Source organism: Flavobacterium azizsancarii, assembly GCF_027980145.1.
Taxonomy (GTDB): Bacteria; Bacteroidota; Bacteroidia; order Flavobacteriales; family Flavobacteriaceae; genus Flavobacterium; species Flavobacterium azizsancarii.
On the sequence record NZ_JAMZNK010000023.1, the window covers coordinates 14834 to 35470 of the forward strand.

General features: G+C 35.0%; 14 protein-coding genes, 1 tRNA gene and 1 pseudogene. 9 read left to right on the top strand and 7 right to left on the bottom strand.

Annotated features, from left to right (window positions below):
- The first annotated feature begins 122 nt into the window (after positions 1-122).
- A pseudogene (locus NJT12_RS14220) lies at positions 123-812 on the top strand (response regulator transcription factor).
- On the top strand, positions 809-2170 hold the full coding sequence (locus NJT12_RS14225) for a sensor histidine kinase (RefSeq protein WP_271336582.1): 1362 nt from the start codon (positions 809-811) through the stop codon (positions 2168-2170). Before NJT12_RS14220 ends, NJT12_RS14225 begins: the two are co-directional and overlap by 4 nt.
- Before the next feature lie 180 nt (positions 2171-2350).
- Here NJT12_RS14225 and NJT12_RS14230 read toward each other — a convergent pair whose 3' ends face one another.
- The gene (locus tag NJT12_RS14230) at positions 2351-2899 is read right to left on the bottom strand and encodes a TetR/AcrR family transcriptional regulator (protein WP_271336583.1); all 549 of its coding nucleotides are present in this window, start codon (positions 2897-2899) and stop codon (positions 2351-2353) included.
- Between the two features lie 216 nt (positions 2900-3115).
- Here NJT12_RS14230 and NJT12_RS14235 point away from each other — a divergent pair, with 216 nt between their 5' ends.
- Together NJT12_RS14235 and NJT12_RS14240 are read left to right on the top strand one after the other, a co-directional pair.
- Complete coding sequence (locus NJT12_RS14235) at positions 3116-4174, top strand: NAD-dependent epimerase/dehydratase family protein (protein WP_271336584.1); 1059 nt, start codon at positions 3116-3118, stop codon at positions 4172-4174.
- 19 nt (positions 4175-4193) lie between these two features.
- Positions 4194-4619, top strand: coding sequence for a DUF2141 domain-containing protein (locus NJT12_RS14240; protein WP_271336585.1), 426 nt, complete (start codon positions 4194-4196; stop codon positions 4617-4619).
- 466 nt (positions 4620-5085) lie between these two features.
- On the opposite strand, the gene NJT12_RS14245 is transcribed toward NJT12_RS14240, so the two are convergent.
- The 3 genes from NJT12_RS14245 to NJT12_RS14255 all read right to left on the bottom strand — a co-directional run bounded on the left by NJT12_RS14245 (position 5086) and on the right by NJT12_RS14255 (position 7852).
- Positions 5086-5706, bottom strand: coding sequence for an NAD(P)H-dependent oxidoreductase (locus NJT12_RS14245; protein WP_271336586.1), 621 nt, complete (start codon positions 5704-5706; stop codon positions 5086-5088).
- A gap of 27 nt (positions 5707-5733) precedes the next feature.
- Positions 5734-6864, bottom strand: a complete 1131-nt coding sequence (locus NJT12_RS14250) for an aldo/keto reductase (RefSeq protein WP_271336587.1) — start codon at positions 6862-6864, stop codon at positions 5734-5736.
- Between the two features lie 106 nt (positions 6865-6970).
- The gene (locus tag NJT12_RS14255) at positions 6971-7852 is read right to left on the bottom strand and encodes a helix-turn-helix domain-containing protein (protein ID WP_271336588.1); all 882 of its coding nucleotides are present in this window, start codon (positions 7850-7852) and stop codon (positions 6971-6973) included.
- 1055 nt (positions 7853-8907) lie between these two features.
- Here NJT12_RS14255 and NJT12_RS14260 point away from each other — a divergent pair.
- Complete coding sequence (locus tag NJT12_RS14260) at positions 8908-9771, top strand: YoaK family protein (protein ID WP_271336589.1); 864 nt, start codon at positions 8908-8910, stop codon at positions 9769-9771.
- Positions 9772-9785: 14 nt separating this feature from the next.
- Here NJT12_RS14260 and NJT12_RS14265 read toward each other — a convergent pair whose 3' ends face one another.
- Complete coding sequence (locus tag NJT12_RS14265) at positions 9786-13718, bottom strand: hypothetical protein (RefSeq protein WP_271336590.1); 3933 nt, start codon at positions 13716-13718, stop codon at positions 9786-9788.
- A gap of 166 nt (positions 13719-13884) precedes the next feature.
- On the opposite strand from NJT12_RS14265, the gene NJT12_RS14270 reads away from it, so the two are divergent.
- Positions 13885-14055: a hypothetical protein gene (locus NJT12_RS14270; RefSeq protein ID WP_271336591.1), complete on the top strand. Its 171-nt coding sequence runs from the start codon at positions 13885-13887 to the stop codon at positions 14053-14055.
- Positions 14052-15602: a recombinase family protein gene (locus NJT12_RS14275; protein WP_271336592.1), complete on the top strand. Its 1551-nt coding sequence runs from the start codon at positions 14052-14054 to the stop codon at positions 15600-15602. Before NJT12_RS14270 ends, NJT12_RS14275 begins: the two co-directional genes overlap by 4 nt.
- Here NJT12_RS14275 and NJT12_RS14280 read toward each other — a convergent pair.
- Positions 15568-15641 (bottom strand) — tRNA-Arg (locus NJT12_RS14280). The two genes, NJT12_RS14275 and NJT12_RS14280, sit on opposite strands and share 35 nt — an antisense overlap.
- A 126-nt stretch (positions 15642-15767) precedes the next feature.
- On the opposite strand from NJT12_RS14280, the gene NJT12_RS14285 reads away from it, so the two are divergent.
- Entirely contained in the window at positions 15768-16280 is a 513-nt protein-coding gene (locus tag NJT12_RS14285) for an adenine phosphoribosyltransferase (protein ID WP_271336593.1), read from the top strand.
- An 81-nt stretch (positions 16281-16361) separates the two neighbouring features.
- On the opposite strand, the gene pheT is transcribed toward NJT12_RS14285, so the two are convergent.
- Positions 16362-18782: a phenylalanine--tRNA ligase subunit beta gene (pheT, locus tag NJT12_RS14290; RefSeq protein WP_271336594.1), complete on the bottom strand. Its 2421-nt coding sequence runs from the start codon at positions 18780-18782 to the stop codon at positions 16362-16364.
- Between the two features lie 275 nt (positions 18783-19057).
- On the opposite strand from pheT, the gene NJT12_RS14295 reads away from it, so the two are divergent.
- Positions 19058-20563 (top strand): aldehyde dehydrogenase family protein, encoded by a 1506-nt coding sequence (locus NJT12_RS14295; protein ID WP_271336595.1) that lies wholly within the window; start codon positions 19058-19060, stop codon positions 20561-20563.
- Positions 20564-20637 lie beyond the last annotated feature (74 nt).

A 20637-nucleotide genomic window follows, 5' to 3' on the forward strand; every position in this document is an offset into this window, starting at 1 on the left:
TATTAAGTTGTTTAAATTCAAGCGTTTAAGTTTGTGGTTTACAGGGCTTGCAGTTAGTAGTCTTTTAGAAAAAGAAAATATTGTCGTAAATTTGATCTCGATTTTAAAATCAACGAATACAGATGAAGATATTGATAGTTGAAGATAACAGTCGGGTTTCTGCCCTTCTTAAACGAGGGCTCGAAAGTCAGGGTTATCAGGTATATATTGCAGAAGAAGCAGAGGAAGGTCTTGTACTTTTATAAAAGATTGATTTTGAATTGATTATCACAGATATTATGCTGGGAATAATGGATGGGATAACGTTTTGTAAAAAAATACGTAATTCAGGAAAAAAAGTCCCAATAATCATGCTTACGGCACTCGGAACCATTGACGAAAAGATTGAAGGATTTGATGCGGGCGCGGATGATTATCTCGTTAAGCCTTTTGAAATACGTGAACTTTATGCAAGAGTTAAGGCTTTACTGCATCGCAAGCACGATTCAGGAAATACTTTAGAAGAAGCATCACAACTAATTTATAATGATCTTGTTATGGATAAACGGACCAAGGTTATCTATAGAGAAGGACAGACTATCAATCTTACTCCAAAAGAGTTCAATCTCCTGCATTTTATGATGCAAAATCCGGAAAGACTTCTCACGCGTGATGAAATAGCAGATAATGTCTGGGGCAATAATTTTGATACCGGAACCAACTACATCGACGTTTATATAGCCTATCTCAGAAAAAAAATCGACAAAGGTTTTGATCAAAAACTAATTCATACCAAAGTAGGGATGGGATTTATTTTAAGCAATAAAATATGAAATTAGTAACCCGTACCGCTCTTGCTTATGCTATTCTAACGGCTTTTATACTTTTTGTTTTTGCCTACAGCGTGTATTTTGTATCTGAAAAAAACAGAAAAGATGAATTTTTTGACCGGCTTGATTATAAAATCATCTGGCGCGCAGAGTTTATATTTGACGCCCAAATCAATAAAAACCTGATAAAGTTTTTGCACATTAAAAACAAGAAAGTGCTTAATGAGGCAGATATAAGCGTGTACGACAGCTACTTTCATCTTTATTTTTCAGATAATATGCCGCCGCTTGGTAATCAAAAGATATTAGAATCTATAAAAAAGAAGCAGTCTTTAAACTGGTCGGATGATAAATACCAATATCGAGGTGTTTTATATATAGATAATAATAGGGAATTTTATGTAATAGGCAGGGCGGTAGATATTTCTGGTCTCAATCATATCAATGCTTTCAAAGAGAACCTGCTTTATGTCTATTTTACCTCTATAATCCTGATCTTTATAATTGGTTTTGGGTTTTCTTACTATACCTTAAAACCTTTAAAAGATATTATTTTCCAAATTAGAGATATATCAGAGCATAATCTGAATAAACGCATCGTAGTACCAAAAGCAAAAGATGAACTTTATGAGCTCACTCAGACTTTTAATGCGACTTTTAACCGGTTAGAGAAATCCTTTAATAACCATCGAAATTTTGTAACCACAATATCGCACGAATTCCGTACACCTCTGTCTATTTTGATAGCAGAAATTGAACTTGGAAAAGAACTCAATCAAACTGTTGAGGACTACAAAATATCATTAGATAATGCTTTAGAAGAAGCAAATCATGTTTCTCAGCTTTCAACTGCCCTTCTTGATTTTGCACGTGCTAACTATGACAGGTCTCAAATAAAAATGTCGGATATCAGAATAGATGAAATCCTGGTTGATGCCAAGCTTAATCTTTTAAATAAGAAAGATGTCAAATACAAAATAAGCATAAGTTATAGCACCTTAGACTATACTGATGAGAATTTTTACAACTATTTCGGTAATCAATACTTGTTGCAATCAGCCTTTTCGAATATAATGGAAAATGGATGTAAATATTCTGCAGATCATTCCTGCCACGTAGACATTAGCGGTGCTGCAGATGAAATTGTCCTGACTTTTTCTGATAACGGAATTGGTATTCCTGAGGGAGATTTAGAACAGATCTATGATTTGTTTTACAGGGGAAAAAACAAAAGTTATGAAAACGGTTATGGCGTGGGGCTCTCTATTGTTAAACAAATTATTAACCTACATAACGGTTCAATCGATGTGAGTTCAACTGTTGGAAAAGGAACAAAATTTACAGTTACGCTTCCTATATAGTTATGATAACAAGAGTGACATTTATAGTTATCATGTTTCTACTTTTGAATTAATTTACTTTGAGCACTACTGTAATGTATCTCATTAAAGAAAGATTAACCAATTCGTTTTTAAAATCCATGATAATTGTTTACTTTGCTTTGAGAGATTCGACTAGGAATTGGTGACTTATAAAAATTGCTATAATTTATTGAGTTTATTTACCAGATAACTTATCGTTTGTGCAATACTTTCAGCAGGAATAGAGAAATCATTTTCGATCCAATTTTTGATGACAGCAATACTTCCTTTTTCGCCAAATTGGTATGCCATTTCAGTAAAAGGCTTTACTTCGGCAGTAAGTTCTATTTGATTTTCAACTGGAAAATTATTGCGAACACTTCTCAGGATCCGCGACAGAATTCCGCTTCCATCCGCTTTGGTAAACACAATTTTACTCATCTGCTTATCGCTTTCCAGTAACTGGCAGCTGAGCAGTATCACATCATCCATATTGGTGCTTGTACGCAAAACCGCTGAGAGTTTTTCAAAAACATCATCTTCTATTTCAAGCAGTATATCCAGCGGAATATTATAATGCCTATAAAATGTATTGCGGTTGACATCGGCTGTTTTACACAGTTCGGTTATGGTAATTTCGCTCAATTCCCTCTCGTGCAGCAAACTAAATAATGCCTCGCGCAATATTTTTTTAGTATACTGAACCCTTCTGTCTTTTCTTAAATCCATCACAAATTATTTTATATACGCTACAAAAGCATTAGTCTTTGTTCGCTAATGTACAGTTGCATCCTTTTTTGAAACAACAAATACATTCTTCTTTAATAGTTTTACGTAGTAATTAAAAAGAACACAACGTTAAATATTGAACATATTGTATAACAAATATAGCTTTTTCATCAAAATTTAAGCGGATTGAAAAGGACAATGTTAAATTTAAAAAAAATGGAAAATAAGATATCACGAAAAAAAATACTGCTGACCGGTGCATCTGGAACTGTAGGATTTGAAACCTTGCAGCATCTGGTTCAGCATACGGATTATGAAATAACGGTTTTTGATGTAAAAACCCAAAATTCGGTAAAAAAACTGGCTCCCTTTCGATCTCGGGTAGAGATTATGTATGGCGACATCAGCAATAGAGATGAAGTGCTAAAAGTTGCAAAAAATAAGGATGTAGCGATCCATTTGGCAGCAGTCATTCCACCTCTTGCAGATATAGATCCAGAGATGGCTTACAGTGTCAATGTGAAAGGGACCGAAAATCTTATTTACGCCTTAGAGAAGAATTCACCGGATTGTTATCTGATTTTTAGTTCCAGTATTTCAGTTTATGGTGACCGGATGAAGAATCCCCAGATAAGTAGCACTGATATTTTGCAGCCCAGTCCCGGTGATCAGTATGGAGAAACAAAGGTGTTGTGTGAGTCGTTGATTGTGAAATCCAAACTATCATGGAGTATTTTTCGTCTGGCTGCAATTATGGGGAACCATAAGATATCGAAATTGATGTTTCATATGCCGCTAGATACACCAATGGAAATCTGCACGCCAAAAGATACGGGAAGAGCTTTTGCTAAAGCAATTGAAAACCAAAAAAAACTAGAGAAGCAAATATTCAACTTAGGAGGGGGAGAGGATTGTGTTATTACTTATAGATCTTTTCTGGACAAAATGTTTGCTGAATTTGGCTTAGGCGAAGCTGATTTTCCTGAAAAGGCGTTTGCAGAGAAAAATTTTCACTGCGGGATTTTAAAAGATGGTGAAGATTTAGATAATATTCTAGGTTTTCGACAGCAAAATTTGAATGATTATTTCGAGATGGTACGCCAGAAAATTCATCCTCTCCAAAAAAAGATCACCTTTATATTTAAAAGTATTATAAAAAAATGGCTGCTCTCACAATCAGAACCCTATCAGGCGTTTAAAAAAGGGAGCGTTAAAAAAATGAATCACTTTTTTAACCAATTAGAGAAAGAGAAGTTAGAAAAGGTTCTATTGTAAATCCTAAATAATATTACTTATGAAAATTAAAATGATAAGCTTGATAGTACTTTTAATAGTTAATTCAGCACTGTTTGCACAACATAATTTCAGCGTTGAAGTGTCAGGCATAGAACCCGGCAAAGGATCTGTTTTTTTTGGATTGTATGATAAAGAGAAAGGCTTTCTTGATAATGAGTCACAGATTGCCACCGCAAAAGTAAAAGCTACAGAAAATAAAGTGGTCTACACGTTCAAAAACCTACCGGATGGCGATTATGCTATTGCTGTTTATCAAGACTTGAATAATAACGGAAAATGTGATAGAAATATGATTGGTTATCCGATAGAAGGATTTGGATTTTCTAAAAATTATAAACCAAAACTCTCAGCACCTAATTTTGATGAAGTAAAAATTGCAATTAACCAGTATGCTAAAACCAGTATTGCATTGATTGTAAAATAGAAGACCGTTGCTTAGTTATGGGAATTACATATTGTTATACTCTGCTGCTCATGACTACATTAATATCTATACAGGCGGGCTTTAAATTTTCTTTTAGGAATTGCAAAGGGTGAGCCCCGTCGCATAAACGTAAGTTTTTAGTTACGTGATTAAGTGTAAAAAAAAGGCGCCAATTGTCTTCAATTGGCGCCTTCTGGTTTTTGTGACCTCGACGGGACAAATTTCTATAAATTTTATGGATGATTTGAAGAAATTGGCTTACTATATGTAGTACCTGTCTTTCATTGTCTTTGTAAATTTGGTTTAGATGTCCTGTTGGGGATTGATGTAAAATATTTTTAAACATTGATGCACTTGTTAAAATAATAACCTCCTAAGTCATTTGATTTTGGAGGTTTTTTTGATTCAATAAGTATTTCGATTTTGTTATAAGATATATAACCCTGAATTTACAGAGATTCTGATTCTAATCCTCAAGAATTAATAGGTGTTTGTTTTCTATAATCTTTTCTAAATGTTTAGGGTAATTTTTTAAATCTTTAGCAATATCTCCATCTTTAAATATATCAAAACAGTTATAAACTTTTAAAATTTCTACACCGCAAAAACGATAATTGCTTGTAATATTTAAAAATAAATCTTCGGTTCCTTTCCCTTGCATTAAAGATTGTAAAGGATTGTCAAAACTTTCAGCGGGTGCATTGAAAGTAGCAGAAATCATAAATTTTTTTCCCTGCATTTTTCCACCTGTCCCGTATTGCTTGGTTAAGTCTTCTCTGGTTCTTCCGTCGCCTGACAGAAACTTTTGACTGTGTAATCCGCTGTTAAAAACTTCATCTACATATTTTTTATATATCCACGGTGCACCAAACCAATTGACTGGTGTTTGAAGAATGACAATATCAGCTTGGAGATGTTTTTCTACTTCTTCATCTGCGTCGTAGCCGTCTTCTACTTTCGTTTCTATAATTTCAAAATCTTTTGATTCAAAAAAATCTTTAGCTTTTTGGTTGAAAGCATCGTTTAATAATCCTTCTGACCAATTGGGATACGTTAAATGTGTATTGATTAATAATACCTTTTTCATCTTTATTATAATTTCCTGATTTTGTAATTAAATAGTATAATCTATTGAACTCATATGTGCTTCGCCCATACGATCGCCATATATTGGGAATTTTGTAAAACAGATTTCTATACTTTGAATATCTTCTTTTGTTAAATGAATTTTTGACGCGCCAAGATTTTCCAATAAATGTTCCTCAGTACGGGTACCAGGAATTGGAACGATATTCGGACTTTTAGCAAGTAACCACGCCAGGGCAATCTGAGATGGAGTTGCATTCTTTTTTTTAGCATACTCTTTTAACCACTCTATCATTGGCATGTTCAGTGGTAAAAATTCTTTTGAAAAACGAGGAAAACCCGAACGGAAATCTGATTCTTTATCGTATTTAGTGGTTGTGTCGTATTTACCAGTCAAAAAACCCGCACCAACAGGAGCCCACGCGACAAATCCGATACCTAAATCTTCACAGGTTTTAAGCACTCCATTTAATTCGACATTACGTGTCCATAATGAATATTCCGACTGAACAGCGGATACTTTTTGAACGGCATGTGCACGCTGAATTGTTTTTGCACTTGCTTCAGAGAGTCCAAAATGCAAAACTTTGCCCTGTTGAATAAGCTCCTTAATAGTGCCTGCAACTTCTTCGATTGGCACGTTAGGATCAACTCGATGTTGGTAATATAAATCAATATGATCGGTTCGGAGACGTGTAAGTGATTCTTCAACAACTTTTTTGATTCGTTCAGGTCTGCTGTCTAATCCTGCAGTACCATCAATTGCGAACCCGAATTTTGTGGCAATCTTGACTTCATTACGAAAAGGCTCAAGTGCTTCGCCAACAAGTTTTTCATCTGTATAAGGACCATATACTTCTGCTGTGTCGAAAAACCTTACTCCATTTTCAAACGCCGTACGTATGGTTTTAATAGATTGTTGATGATTTGCAGGTGGGTTGTAATTTCCGACCATATTCATGCATCCAAGACCAATTTCTGAAACTTCCAGAGTTCCTAGTTTTCTTGTTTTCATATTGTTTGTTTTTTTATCGTTGATTTGTTTTGAATATGATGAAGTATTTGTTGCAGACAATAAGTTTGGTGCAATTAGCAAACCCGCACCAACAACTGCTGTTTGCTGAATAAATTTCCTTCTTGAATTTTCTTCGCTTTTCATATTGTATTTTTTAATGATACAAATTTAGATTTAGCGTAAGGAAGCAAAGGAAACTGATCACTAATAAAAAGGAAACAAATTACGGATAACAAAAAAAAACACCATCTTACGAAGGCGTTTTAGTATTAATTTGGACAAGTTGCAGTCGGTATTCTTTTGGCGTGAGATTGACCTGCTTTTTGAAGAATTTTGAAAAATAATTGGGATATTCAAAACCTAATTCATAAGCTACTTCTGCGGTTTTCATTTGAGGATTTTGTTCCAAAAGCTCCTTCGCTTTTTTGATAACAAATTCATGAATAGTTTCAAGTGTAGACTTTTGAGTAAAATGTTTTACAATATCACCCAAATAATTAGCGGTTAGTCCCAATTTATCAGCAAAATATTGAACATTTGGAATTTGAGGGACAGGTTGATTGTAATAATCAATTAAACTTTGTTGAAAATCAGATATGATGTGATTGTATTGTTTAGGATCGGTTAAAAACTGTCTTTTGTAAAATGCTTCAACTAACGAAATCAAAACATTAACGTAGGAAAGTAGAACCGAAAAATGTTTTTTATCGCTTTCGTAATATTTTATCATTAATTTAAAAACCAGACTAATCTCTTGTATTTCTTCTTCTGTTAAATATAATGCCTCGTGTTGTCCGTAGTCTAAATAAGTCTTAAATAAAAAACGGTTTTCCTCAATTATTTTTTTGGATAGCTGTAAATACATTCCAGTATATGTTGGTTCAACATCCCAGCCTGTAGTCAAAACTAACTCAGGACTATTAAAAAATACAGCATTAATTGGTTTCTCTGTGGGTGTAATTTTACTCTTAAAATTTATTTTGATTGAAATTCTGTAAAAATCAACCATTACCGCTTCTGATTTTAAAAGCATGTTTGGCGGGTCATAATAGCCAACGTCAATGTCATTGTCCAATGGTTTGTCCAACCCTATGTAATCATTGTACGATTTGAAGTCTTTGAAAAGTTTCATTTGTAGTTTGTTTTTGATTCTGATGAAAACTTCAGATCAATTGATTGTAGACATTAAAATTGCAGTAATGAAACAATTATTATGTCTTTATGCAAAAAATTAGTTTCTTATGAGGCTAATATAAGAAATATCTTTGCGATAATTGGTTTCTGGTCTAAAGGTGGGTAGATGTTTAATAAAATTATTTTTTTTAAATTTTCTTCAAATCCTGCGAAAAATGTTTTGTAAACATGTTTGTAAGTTCCAAAATAATTTTAGAAATCTTTAAGTTAATTGGATGAAGCGCGTTTGTTTTATGAAAGCGCATAAGGGGCTATTAAATAATAGAAAAGGCATAAAAAAATCCCATTTCGTTAGAAATGGGATTTTAATTTGGGACCTCGACTGGACAAATTTCTATAAATTTTATGGAAGATTTAAAGAGATTGGCTTACTACTGGTAGGGGATGTCTTTGTACGGCATCATAAGTTTGGTTTGGATGTCCTGTTGGGGATTGAGACAAAAATGTATTTAGTTTTATATATGATTTTGTCACAAAATGTAATCTGATGTTTTTATTTAAAGTAAAAAAATAAAAACTTAATTTTTTGTGGTAAAAAAGTAATCCACTCCATATTGTATTTGCATTTTGAATTGCATTATAATAAAAGTGCCAATGCAAGTAAGGCTATAAAAAACACCTGCCATGGATGATATAAAACGGAAAGTTCGAAAGAACTGGATACTAGGCAACAAACTCGACTATAATTAAATTAAAGTTTAATTTCTAAGAATATATTCAAAATTATACGTATTTTGGATCAGGATGATACTATATCAGTTTTTTTGAAATACCAGTTAAAACCACTGGCGAATTACAAGAGTTTATTGCAGCATTTAGCAATAAAGAAAATCTGCCAGATGCTATTACTTTTTTAGCAAATAATTAAGATCAATCGATCGTTTATCTGTGACACCATTTTTTTGCTGATGGTTTATATCTTACTTAGTTTAAGTGGAATCTTATCGTTCACGAATAATTATAATTTTAAGGATCGTAAAATACTAAAATACAATGTTCAAACATCAGGGAAACAAAAGAAATCTAAGACATAATCTTAAAATAGCCTCTTTATTATCATTTGTTGCAGGACTGGTAAATGTAGCGGGTTTTTTGGCAGTTCAAAAATTAACAACCAATGTTACAGGACACTTTGCTTTTTTTGTAGATGAGATTTTTAAACTTAATTTCAAGCAGGGATTTATTTACTTTCTCTATATCTTCTTTTTTTTCCTGGGATCTTTTTTTTCAAGTTTACTCGTTGAGTTTCTCTTGCGAAAAAATGAAAAATACACTTATGTAATTCCAACAGCAATTGAAAGCATAATTTTGTTCGGGATTGCTGTCTTTGGAGAGCATTTAATTATACAGAATCCTGACTTTATAGCCTATACCTTATTATTTGCAATGGGTTTACAGAATTCTCTGGTCACAAAAATATCTAATGCTACTGTAAGAACAACACACCTGACAGGGCTTTTTACAGATTTGGGAATCGAATTATCCCAACTGTTTTTTTATCATGAAGATTCCTTTAGAAAAAAGCTGTTTGTCTCGATAAAATTACGAATGACCATTATTAGCTTTTTTTTTACAGGAGGAATAACAGGTGGAATTTTTTATTCTAATATGGGATTACATGTTTTATTAATAGGAGTTATGGCTTTGCTTTTAGGACTCTTATATAACCGGAATTTGCAGTATACCAACATAGATATCGAAGAAAGAAATAACATGCTGGAGGATATTATTAATAAAGATACCGACAATCTGCGAGGTACGGTTATACTTGGATTCAACCTTGAATACGACACTTATCCCTATTCGTTAGTTGCCGGTAATCTTGGTACCAATCTTCAGGATGACCTTGAGCTGTAAGTACTGCAAATCTATTATGAGAATGGCATATTGTTGGCTGCCTGCTCTTGGGTAATCTCAATTATCTTATGCAAAAAATCGTTTTCTGATTTTGTGCGGCCGGATCCAAGGGTATTATTTACCCACGTCGTAAATTCGCTTTCCTTATCTATTTTTGCCTCAGCCAGGTAGGTAGTGATTTTTCTTTGGCTGCTGTCCCTGATATCCAGTAGCCATGACTTGTCAAATGCCTGATGTGTATCCAAGGTTTTGGTTGCTTGATTGAGTTTCCATAACTCCATTACGACTTGTGCTTTTTTTTCAGTTTTTTCATTAGCCTGCATGGGAATGATCTTAAGTCCAGGAAAGCAAGGCAGTAATTCATCAGTGGGTAAAATAGGATATATATATTCCATTTTTAACGCCTTGTTATTTCCCGAAGTAAGGAATTGCTCCATTGAGATAAAGAAGTCTCTGGAGGCACGTACGGCATTTGTTATCGTATTATTGGAAACGCTGACCAATGTAAAAAAAGTTGCAGGGTATCCTGCCAGGGGACTTAAAGCTGCCAATATCTTTATTAAGTATTCTTCATTGCGGAAATCTATACCTTCTATAGCAATAGGTACGGTAATTAAGGTCTCCGTTTCTATAAATTGTTTGGGAGCAGTAAGACTTATTCCCGTAATTTGAGATGTAGTATCGAGTATGAACGAGAGCTGATGTAAGCGATTGAGCATGAAATTGCGGTACCACAGCTCAATAGCCTTTTTAGCTACAGCTACTTTTGGCTGTTCCTCAATAGGAAGGTGTGCCATAGTGTAAAGCACACTTTGGTAAAGCCTTGTGTATAGAATATTCTCCTGCCGGTCCCTTGAATCAGAATCAAAATAAGCAATAGTAAGTTTTTCCATTTCATGGAACGCCTCCTGCATCTGTTCAAGGTTAAAAAAAGCAGCTTTTAAATTGATGCAGGCTACGTTGCGGTCATTATCCCCTTTTGGAGAAAATAGGCTATACACCTGATTGTTGGAATTATTTAAAGAGTTAATCCATTTTTTAATCGGCTTTTCCATATTTGCCCTATGTTTGCTATCAGTCATTTTCCTGCCATAGCTCGGATAAGGTTTTTCAGGATTTATAGAGGTGCCGAGTTTCTCCCTTGAAATTTCAAAAGCCTTTAGGGCTCCATGATGTTTGGATGCATTGGCTTCAAATTTGGCATCGGTTATCTTTAGCAAGTTTCGTACCCATTCTATCGCTATATCTCGAATATCAAGCATATTTTTCTGCCACTGATAGGCCGAACTGACTTCATAATTTTTTTCGATGGTATCTGTCCAGATGCGGTTGTAACGGCTTTCGAAACGATCAGTTATATTTTGTGGGCTCATGCTTTTTTGGGAATCTCTTAAGGTATGTTCTACAATTTCCCTGGAAGGATAAGGCAGCATTAGTGCAGTAGCTTTGTACATTTTGAAAAAGGGAAGAAAATTAAATACGATTTCAATGCGGTTTACACTTAAATCATTGGCAGGAATATTTTCAGTGCCATCAATGATATATTCTAGCAAGATATCTTTTCCTTCCTGCTTTATTGATAAAGTATTGGTTGTTCTTCTCAGATAGTTTATGATATATGTTTTATGTTTTTTTGTAAAGTCTTGAAATTTAGCGGGATGGAATATTCTGTGGAATTGCATGAGACCTTTGGCTTCTTCCAAGGGCATGGCAGGCAGATTTGCATGGAGAGCCTTGGGATCAAATAAATGCAAAAAGCTTATATCCAGTTTTAATTTTCCGAACCATTTGGAAAGATCGTCGAGCCCTGAGTAGGATATTGCCTGTACTGTCCTTGTAGCCAGAGCTTCTTTTAACATCTCGGCAAAATAGCAAACATCGGTCGTGTCAGGATTATAGGGTGGCAATTCTTTCAGGATTTCCACATAGTACTCGAGATTCTTACGCATTCCTTGCGGTACGATACTAATTAGGCTTTCGAATGTATTTAGGTTCAAGCCGGGAATGGTATGCAGGGTGAAGAGCAATATGCCCCCTTTTTGAAATGCCCGGTCGTAGACATGCTTATTCTCTATCCAATATTTTTGAGGTTCGCCATGGGTAATACCGTCCAATGCATTTGCAATGGCTATATAAGGGCGCTCCTTAAGCATCCCTGCCATCTGACGGTAAAAAGCTTTGCGGTCTGTCTGTCCAAGGAGCAGAGGTGCAGCTATAAAGAAATCTTCTGTATCGCTTTGATCAAGTATGGGATAAAGATTGATAAGGGATTCAGATAAGGAAAGGCTCCTGTGGAGTATATCGCGCATATGAATGGAGCGTACGGGATGTAGGCCTTCGATAAAAGTATTTTCAAAATTCAGGAAATACTCATCCTGAAGTTCGGAAAGTACTTCTCCTCGGTCTTGAGTAAATCCGGTGGATGAGGCAATATATTCAAGGAGCTGCGATGTATTGATTTTTATATTCATAGAATCTGCCAGAGATACCATTCGGAGTATTTCTATTTTGGCAGCGGCTCCGATACGTTGATTGAGCGTTTTTATTTGGGCATCTATTCGCTCGTGTATCATCTGACCACGGGTTAATAGAAAGGTATATTCAATAAGAAGGCCTCTTTGACTAACTTGCTCCCAGACAGGCTGCCATTGGGAGATATCAGGATGTATTTTTCCCTTATTACTAAACTGCTTGAATATTTCTCTGGCTTCTTCTGGGGATAGAGAAATATCGATATGGCGCACTGCTATCCTGGATATATCGGATCCATAACGGATCCAGTCTTCGTGACGAGAGGTAATGATATATTTTACAGGTAGCTGTGCGGTAAGTTCCACTAGATGTGCCCAATATTCCAGAGCAGATGACAAACCGTCTACGACCACTAGTGGATATTGCCCGATGGCAACCCGGGATTCCATAAACTCTGTAATGGAGTTGGCTTGTTCATGGTTTCTTACGCTGCTTATGCGATAAACAGTATGTTGAGGGCAAAGATTGTAGCTCACTTGCCAGGCCAGTGTGGATTTACCTTGTCCGCTTGATGAGCGTATGATAACGACATCACTTAATTTCAAGGTATCATATATTTCCTTTTCCCAAAACTTCCTGCGTGCTGGTAGTCCTGAGGCAATATGATAAGGTTGTGCAGCCTTGCCATCATAATAATGACTGTCATTTCCAGCACTGCTGTTCAAATAATCTACGGGTTCAATCCATTTATGTTTGATAGCCTCATTTATAGGTGCTTTTGAAAAAGTATCATTAATATCTGTAAAAAGCAGTGCTAGATTTTCATAACCTATAGTTTGACGTTTTTGCGACCATTGAAGCACATGATAGGACAAACCGCTAATAAACTGCATTTCGGTACCACGGTTAACATTCCAATTCTTGTAGAGATGTCCATTTATTTCTTGAGTAAGCTCAGATATAGTATGTTTTTCAAAGGTAATTCTTTGCAAAAAATCCACAATATTAAATTCATTTTCATAGACCAGTTTTATTTTTTTCTGCCAATGTTCAAATGCTCGGTTACTTAATCTGGAATCAAATAATTCTTGCAAAAGACCTTCAGCTATTTTAAAGTTATAAACCAGCCTGAAGGTACTCTGGAGATCGGCAAGGTAGATCGGTATAAAATTTTGAAGCACTCCCATTGCCCAGAAATCAGCTGCATTAATTTTGTTTTCGGAGGATTTTAATTGGATATAATTGTGACTGTCTAAAGTTAACGCGGGACGGATAAGATCTACGTCCTCAATACCTTCCAATCGAATTGTAGTTGTCGAGTTTGAGTCGGCGAGCTGTGCTAGCAGTAAGTGGCAGCTGTAAAGCATTTGGTAGTTGATACCACGAAAATTGACTGCCCCGCCGGTCCTTTTACGTAAAAGTTCTTCCAAAGTGTAAGAAGTAAGAGCCGTGGAAACTTTGGAGGATTTACTCATATTGGTTTGTTAAAAGTTAATATTTTGTTGGAAGAGAAAGATACAGAAAAATTATTAGTTTTAATTTGGAAATAGACTTCCTTATAAGGACAAGAAGTGCTAATGATTAAACCTTAATCATTTCTAAGTTTAAATTACTTTTTTATGAACTTAAAAAAGCGGAATTATGGAGAAAGATATTGACTACAGTAATTCAAAGTTGACACCGGAAAAGGCTTTACAGATGCTTAGATCTGAGGGATTAGATATTACTATTGAACAGGCAGAGGAAATCTTGTATTTCTTAAGAATAATTGCTAATATCGCTGTGTTAAAACATTTAAATGTAACAAAATGAGTAAGATAGCGGACTTGTACATTCGTGTAAGTACTGATGAGCAGGCAGAAAAAGGTTTCTCGCAACGTAATCAGGAAGAAATGTTAAGAAAATATTGTAGCATAAACCAAATACAGATACGTAATGTAATTTATGAAGATCATTCAGCAAAGACTTTTAATAGACCTCAATGGAAAAAATTCTTAGCTGATGTGAAGAAATATAAAAATAAAATTAATCTGGTTCTTTTTATGAAATGGGATAGATTCAGCCGTAATGCGGGTGATGCTTATCAAATGATCAATGTCTTACGGAAACTGGGTATTGACCCGCAGGCTATAGAGCAGCCACTTGACCTGAGTGTTCCGGAAAACAAAATGATGCTTGCATTTTACCTGGCTGCCCCCGAAGTTGAAAATGACCGTCGAGCATTAAATACCTTTCAGGGACTTAGAAGGGGTAAGAAAGAAGGAAGGCATATGGGCATGGCTCCTTATGGATATGCCAATAAGATAACTGAGGATGGAAAAAAATATATTGCCATTGTACCGGAGAAAGCAGCAAAACTAGTTTGGATATTCGAACAGGTTGCTAGAAATGTTTTTAGTACCGAGTCTATTTACCAGATGGCCAAGGACAAGGGACTGATCCTGTCCAAGAGTAACTTGTGGATCATCCTTAGGAATCCACTTTACTGCGGAAAAATAGTAGTTCCTAAATACAGAGACGAAGAAGAAAGATGGGTAACTGGACAACACGATGCCATTATTAGTGATGGCTTATTTTATCGCGTACAAGATGTACTTGACAGTAAAGCGAGGACATATAGGCCAAAGATTAAGACAATTGAAAATTTCCCATTGCGAGGTTTCTTTCTATGTCCCGAATGCGGTCAGAAGTTAACAGGCAGCAAATGTAAAGGAAGGAATAAATATTACTACTATTATCATTGTGATAAAGATTGTAAATGGAGAGTTAACTCTGAGATTGTCAATAAAATATTTAAAGACAATTTAAATAAATTCAAACCTTTACAAGAGGTAAAGAAACTATATGCGGCAGTTTTGCTTGAAGGATACAGAGAACACACTGGATTAGTAGCTAACGAAAAAAAGAAGTCGCTTGAACAAATTGCAGCTTACGAAAAGAAATTATCGGTTGCCAGAAATCTATTAGTAAGTGAGAAAATTGATGCTGAGGACTATAATCTGATGAAGAATGAATACAATGAAATTATCAGTAATCTGGAAAAAGAGATAGGAAATGTAGAGGACGACAGAGGGAATATAGAGTATTTAACGAACTCGGGATTGGAAAACCTCTTGAAGCTTGGTGAAGCCTTTGATAATGCGAGTTTAGCCGATTCAAGGGAGATAATTGGTTTAATTTTTCCTGAAAATTTTACATTTCGAGAAAACAAAATCCAAACCGCTAGGATCAACGAAATGGTTAACTGTATATACTTGGTAAACAACAGATTACGGGCAAAAAAAAACGGGACAAAAGATGATATTTTTCTTTTGTCCCGAGTAGTGACCTCGACTGGATTCAAACCAGTAACCTCTTGAGCCGTAATCAAGTGCGCTATTCAGTTGCGCCACGAGGCCTTTTTTGTTTGCAATAAGCTTATTTTTTGTACCTTTATTGTGCCCTTATTGTGCCCTTATTGCGGGTGCAAAGATAGGAATAAATGTGAGATATCCAAGCATAAAATAACATAAAAATGAAAAAAAATGAAGATTGAAAATTATATACGTGATATTCAGGGATTTCCAAAAAAAGAAATTTTGTTTAAAGACATCACTCCGTTACTAAATGATGCGATAGCCAGAAAAGAGGCGCTTTCTATTTTAGTAGGATCGCTAAACGGACAAAATATAGATAAGGTTGTAGGAGCAGAGAGCCGGGGTTTTTTCTTTGGTATATTATTGGCTCAGGAATTAAATGCAGGTTTTGTTCCTGTGAGAAAACCCAAAAAACTTCCTTATGAAATAATATCGGCTTCTTATGAACTGGAATACGGTATAGATAGTTTAGAGATGCACACAGACGCAATAAAAAAAGGCGACAGGGTTTTGATTCATGATGATGTTTTAGCGACAGGAGGGACAGCGAAGGCTGTTTGTGAACTTGTAGAAAAATTAGGAGGTGAAATTGTACAATGCAATTTCCTGATGGAACTTAGTTTTTTAAACGGAAGAGAAAAAATTAAGGAACATCCAATTTTTGCTGCTATTACCTATTAAGGATAGAAATTGTCAAAAATAAAAAATCCCAATTCTGAAATAATTCAAAATTGGGATTCTTATGTTTTGTAGAAAACGATCTTATCTCAAAGTAGCTCCAAGTTCCGTCTCGAAAGTTTGTTGCAATTTAGACATGATTTTGTCAATTTGAGCGTCAGTAAGCGTTTTTGTATTGTCCTGAATGGTAAAGCTCAAAGCGTATGATTTTTTTCCTTCCGGAAGCTTTTCACCTTCATAAACATCAAATAAATTGACATCTTTCAAAAGTGACTTTTCAGTTTGCTTCGCCAGATTAAAAATACTTTCATAAGTGGTGCTTTTATCAATCAATAAAGCAAGATCTCTACGAACTTCTGGATACTTAGGAATTTCAGTATATTTAATTTTTCCCGTGATGATTTTCAATACCAAATCCCAATTAAAATCAGCAAAATATACATCCTGTTTGATTCCGAAATGTTTTAGTATTGATTTTTTTACAACACCCATTTCTACTAATGTGTCATTGTTGTAGCAAATCGCAGTTCCTTCTGAAAATATATCGGTTTGCACCGGCGCATTAGAAATTTTGTCAATTCCCAAACGGGCAAGAATTCCTTTTACATATCCTTTTAATAAAAAGAAATCAGTAGTTTTTTGTGGGTTTGTCCAGCTTTCTCTATTTCTGTTTCCGGAAACCAATAAAGTCAGATGTTTGTGTTCTTCGTATCCGTTAAGATATTTATGATATGACTTACCGTATTCGAATAATTTTAAATCAGAATTTTTTCTGTTGATGTTATATGAAATAGCCTCTAAACCAGAAAACAATAATGACTGGCGCATGGTAGCCAAATCACTGCTTAAAGGATTTAGCATAGTAACATTATGCTCTTCTTTTAATACGGTTGATAATTTAGCATAAGCTGCTGTAGTCAACGAATTGGCCATCATTTCATGAAAACCTTGCGAGTTTAATTGAGACGCAATTACATTTTGTACTTTATAATCTTCAGTTCTAGGCGAATTAGAAACTGTTGCATTGAATTTTTTTGAAAAGTTAATGTTGTTATAACCGTAAACTCTCAGGATTTCTTCAATTACGTCAATTTCTCGTTGTACATCTACACGATAAGCCGGTATTGTTAAACCTAAACCAGAATCAGAAACGCTGTTTACTTTAATATCTAAAGAAACTAATATCTTTTTGATTGTATCTTTTGGAATTTCCTGACCAATAATTTTAGAAACATGACTAAAGTTTAGTAAAACAGAAACATCTTCTGCTTTTTTAGGATATACTTCTACAACATCAGATGTCAATTTACCGCCAGCGACCTCTAAAATTAATAGAGCAGCACGTTTCAATGCATATTCAGTGATAGTTGGATCAATTCCTCTTTCAAATCTAAAAGAAGCATCCGTATTCAATTGATGTCTTTTAGCTGTTTTACGAATACTTACAGCATCAAAATAAGCACTTTCTAAAAATATAGTAGTTGTACCTTCAGTTACACCTGATTTTTTTCCACCAAAAACACCTGCAATACAAAGAGGACCTTTTTCGTCACAAATCATTAGATCCTCTTTATGCAATGTTCTTTCAACATCGTCTAAAGTGACAAATTTTGTACCTTCAGGAACCGTTTTTACAATTATTTTTCCGTTAATTTTTGCAGCATCAAACGCGTGAAGAGGTTGACCTAATTCGTGTAAAACATAATTAGTAACGTCAACAATGTTATTTTTTGGAGTTAGTCCAATAGCTTTTAAGCGATCCTGTAACCATGCAGGAGATTCTTTTACAGAAATCCCTGAGATTGTTACTCCGCAATATCTTGGTGCTAGAAGTGGCTCTTCTACATTTACATCAATTTTCAAAGTACGCATGTCAACCCTGAAGTTACTTACAGACGGAGTAATTAATTCGATATTGACACCGCGTTGCAACATTCCGGCTCTTAAATCACGTGCTGTTCCAAAATGACTCATTGCATCTGCACGATTAGGAGTTAATCCTATTTCGAAAACTTCATCATTTACAACTTGAAATACTTCTGATACTGCTGTTCCGGGTGCCAATGCAGCATCCAGAACCATGATTCCGTCGTGACTTGTGCCCAATCCTAGTTCATCCTCAGCACAAATCATTCCGTGACTTTCATGTCCGCGAATTTTTCCTTTTTTAATAGTAAATTCAACACCATCTTTATCATATAAAACAGTTCCAATAGTAGCTACCGGTACTTTTTGTCCTGCTGCAACATTCGCCGCTCCACAAACAATTTGTATAGGAGATTCTAAACCAATATTTACAGTAGTAATCTTTAATCTGTCTGCATCAGGATGTTTCTCACAAGTAAGTACGTGCCCTACAACAACACCTATTAAACCGCCTTTAACCGATTGGTATTTTTCGACCACTTCTACTTCAAGACCTAAATCTGTTAATAGTTCTGAAGTTTGCTCAGAAGTCCAGTCTGTTTTAATAAATTGTTTTAACCAGTTATAAGATATTTTCATGTTAACTTTTTTATTCTTTGTATAAGGATACAAATATAAGGATTGCGTGTGGTAGTAAGAAACAATTTATTTGGTTTTTTCGAGCTGTTTTTATTCAGTATTAAAGTTTCTGTTATTGAGTATTCTACATATTTACTGCTAATATTTTATTAATTTATAATTAAATATTAGTTATAAAAACGAATGTGAAATATTTGTGCTACTATGTGAATGAATAGTGCTATTCTGTTAAGAAGTATGAAGGTAAATTTGAAATGAATCAAAAACATAATATCATGAGCAATACCATCCAAAGACCTGAATTTAAGGCGAAATATGACAATTACATAAACGGCAAATTTACCGCACCGGTTAAAGGCGAATATTATGATGTTCTTTCTCCTATTGATGGAAAAGTATTTACAAAGGCCGCACATTCAGGCAAAGAAGATTTAGAATTAGCTGTAGATGCCGCATACGAAGCATTTAAAACCTGGGGAAAAACATCAGTTACAGAGCGTAGTATTTTATTAAATAAGATTGCACAAAAAATAGAAGATAACCTAGAGTATATTGCTACAGTAGAGACTATTGATAACGGAAAACCAATTCGCGAAACACTTGCTGCAGATATTCCGTTGGCAATTGATCACTTTAGGTATTTTGCAGGCGTAATTCGTGCTGAAGAAAGTTCAATTGCAGAACTTGATTCTCAGACAGTTTCTATTGCTTTAAGCGAACCATTAGGTGTTGTTGCCCAGATAATTCCATGGAATTTCCCAATTCTGATGGCAGTCTGGAAAATTGCTCCGGCATTGGCCGCAGGAAATACAATTGTTTTAAAACCCGCAGAAAGTACTCCAATTTCTATTTTAGTACTAATGGAATTAATAGGAGATATTCTGCCTCCCGGAGTTTTGAATATCGTAAATGGCTTTGGTGCAGAATTAGGCCGTCCGTTAGTGACCAACAAAAAAGTTTCTAAAGCCGCTTTTACTGGTTCTACCACTACAGGACGTTTGGTGATGCAATATGCTACAGAAAATATTATTCCGGTTACTCTGGAACTTGGTGGTAAATCTCCAAATATATTCTTTCCGTCAGTAGCAGATCATGATGATGACTTTTTTGACAAAGCAATCGAAGGCGCTGTTTTATTTGCCTTAAATCAAGGTGAAATATGTACTTGTCCGTCAAGACTATTAATTCATGAGGATATCTACGAAAAGTTCATTGCAAAAGTTATCGAACGTACGGAAGCAATTATTGCAGGAAATCCGTTAGATAAATCAACAATGATTGGTGCGCAGACTTCATTAGTGCAGAAACAAAAAATCATGTCCTACATTAAACTTGGCAAAGAAGAAGGTGCAGAATTGTTGACAGGAGGAGATGAAAATCATTTAGGAGGAGACCTTGAAGGCGGTTATTATATCAAACCAACTTTGTTTAAAGGGAATAATAAAATGAGAATTTTTCAGGAAGAGATTTTTGGACCAGTACTCGCAGTAACAACATTTAAAACTACTGAAGAAGCTATAGAAATCGCCAATGATACTATGTATGGTTTGGGAGCAGGAGTATGGACACGTGATGCACATGAAATTTATCAGGTTCCAAGAGCGATCCAATCAGGTCGTGTATGGATCAATCAGTATCATTCTTACCCAGCGGGAGCACCTTTTGGAGGTTATAAACAATCCGGAATTGGTCGTGAAAATCATAAAATGATGTTAGGACAATACCGTCAAACCAAGAATATGCTGATTTCATACGATAAAAAGAAATTAGGTTTCTTCTAAAAATAAATTACAACCCCTATATAAATTAGAGAGCAATATGTTAAACAAAAGTGTATTGTTCTCGCTAATAAATC

Bases quoted from the DNA above. Each gene is read 5' to 3' on its own strand.
- NJT12_RS14225 (WP_271336582.1), top strand. From the start codon at position 809: ATGAAATTAGTAACCCGTACCGCTCTTGCTTATGCTATTCTAACGGCT.
- NJT12_RS14230 (WP_271336583.1), bottom strand. From the start codon at position 2,899: ATGGATTTAAGAAAAGACAGAAGGGTTCAGTATACTAAAAAAATATTG.
- NJT12_RS14235 (WP_271336584.1), top strand. From the start codon at position 3,116: ATGGAAAATAAGATATCACGAAAAAAAATACTGCTGACCGGTGCATCT.
- NJT12_RS14240 (WP_271336585.1), top strand. From the start codon at position 4,194: ATGAAAATTAAAATGATAAGCTTGATAGTACTTTTAATAGTTAATTCA.
- NJT12_RS14245 (WP_271336586.1), bottom strand. From the start codon at position 5,706: ATGAAAAAGGTATTATTAATCAATACACATTTAACGTATCCCAATTGG.
- NJT12_RS14250 (WP_271336587.1), bottom strand. From the start codon at position 6,864: ATGAAAAGCGAAGAAAATTCAAGAAGGAAATTTATTCAGCAAACAGCA.
- NJT12_RS14255 (WP_271336588.1), bottom strand. From the start codon at position 7,852: ATGAAACTTTTCAAAGACTTCAAATCGTACAATGATTACATAGGGTTG.
- NJT12_RS14260 (WP_271336589.1), top strand. From the start codon at position 8,908: ATGTTCAAACATCAGGGAAACAAAAGAAATCTAAGACATAATCTTAAA.
- NJT12_RS14265 (WP_271336590.1), bottom strand. From the start codon at position 13,718: ATGAGTAAATCCTCCAAAGTTTCCACGGCTCTTACTTCTTACACTTTG.
- NJT12_RS14270 (WP_271336591.1), top strand. From the start codon at position 13,885: ATGGAGAAAGATATTGACTACAGTAATTCAAAGTTGACACCGGAAAAG.
- NJT12_RS14275 (WP_271336592.1), top strand. From the start codon at position 14,052: ATGAGTAAGATAGCGGACTTGTACATTCGTGTAAGTACTGATGAGCAG.
- NJT12_RS14285 (WP_271336593.1), top strand. From the start codon at position 15,768: ATGAAGATTGAAAATTATATACGTGATATTCAGGGATTTCCAAAAAAA.
- pheT (WP_271336594.1), bottom strand. From the start codon at position 18,782: ATGAAAATATCTTATAACTGGTTAAAACAATTTATTAAAACAGACTGG.
- NJT12_RS14295 (WP_271336595.1), top strand. From the start codon at position 19,058: ATGAGCAATACCATCCAAAGACCTGAATTTAAGGCGAAATATGACAAT.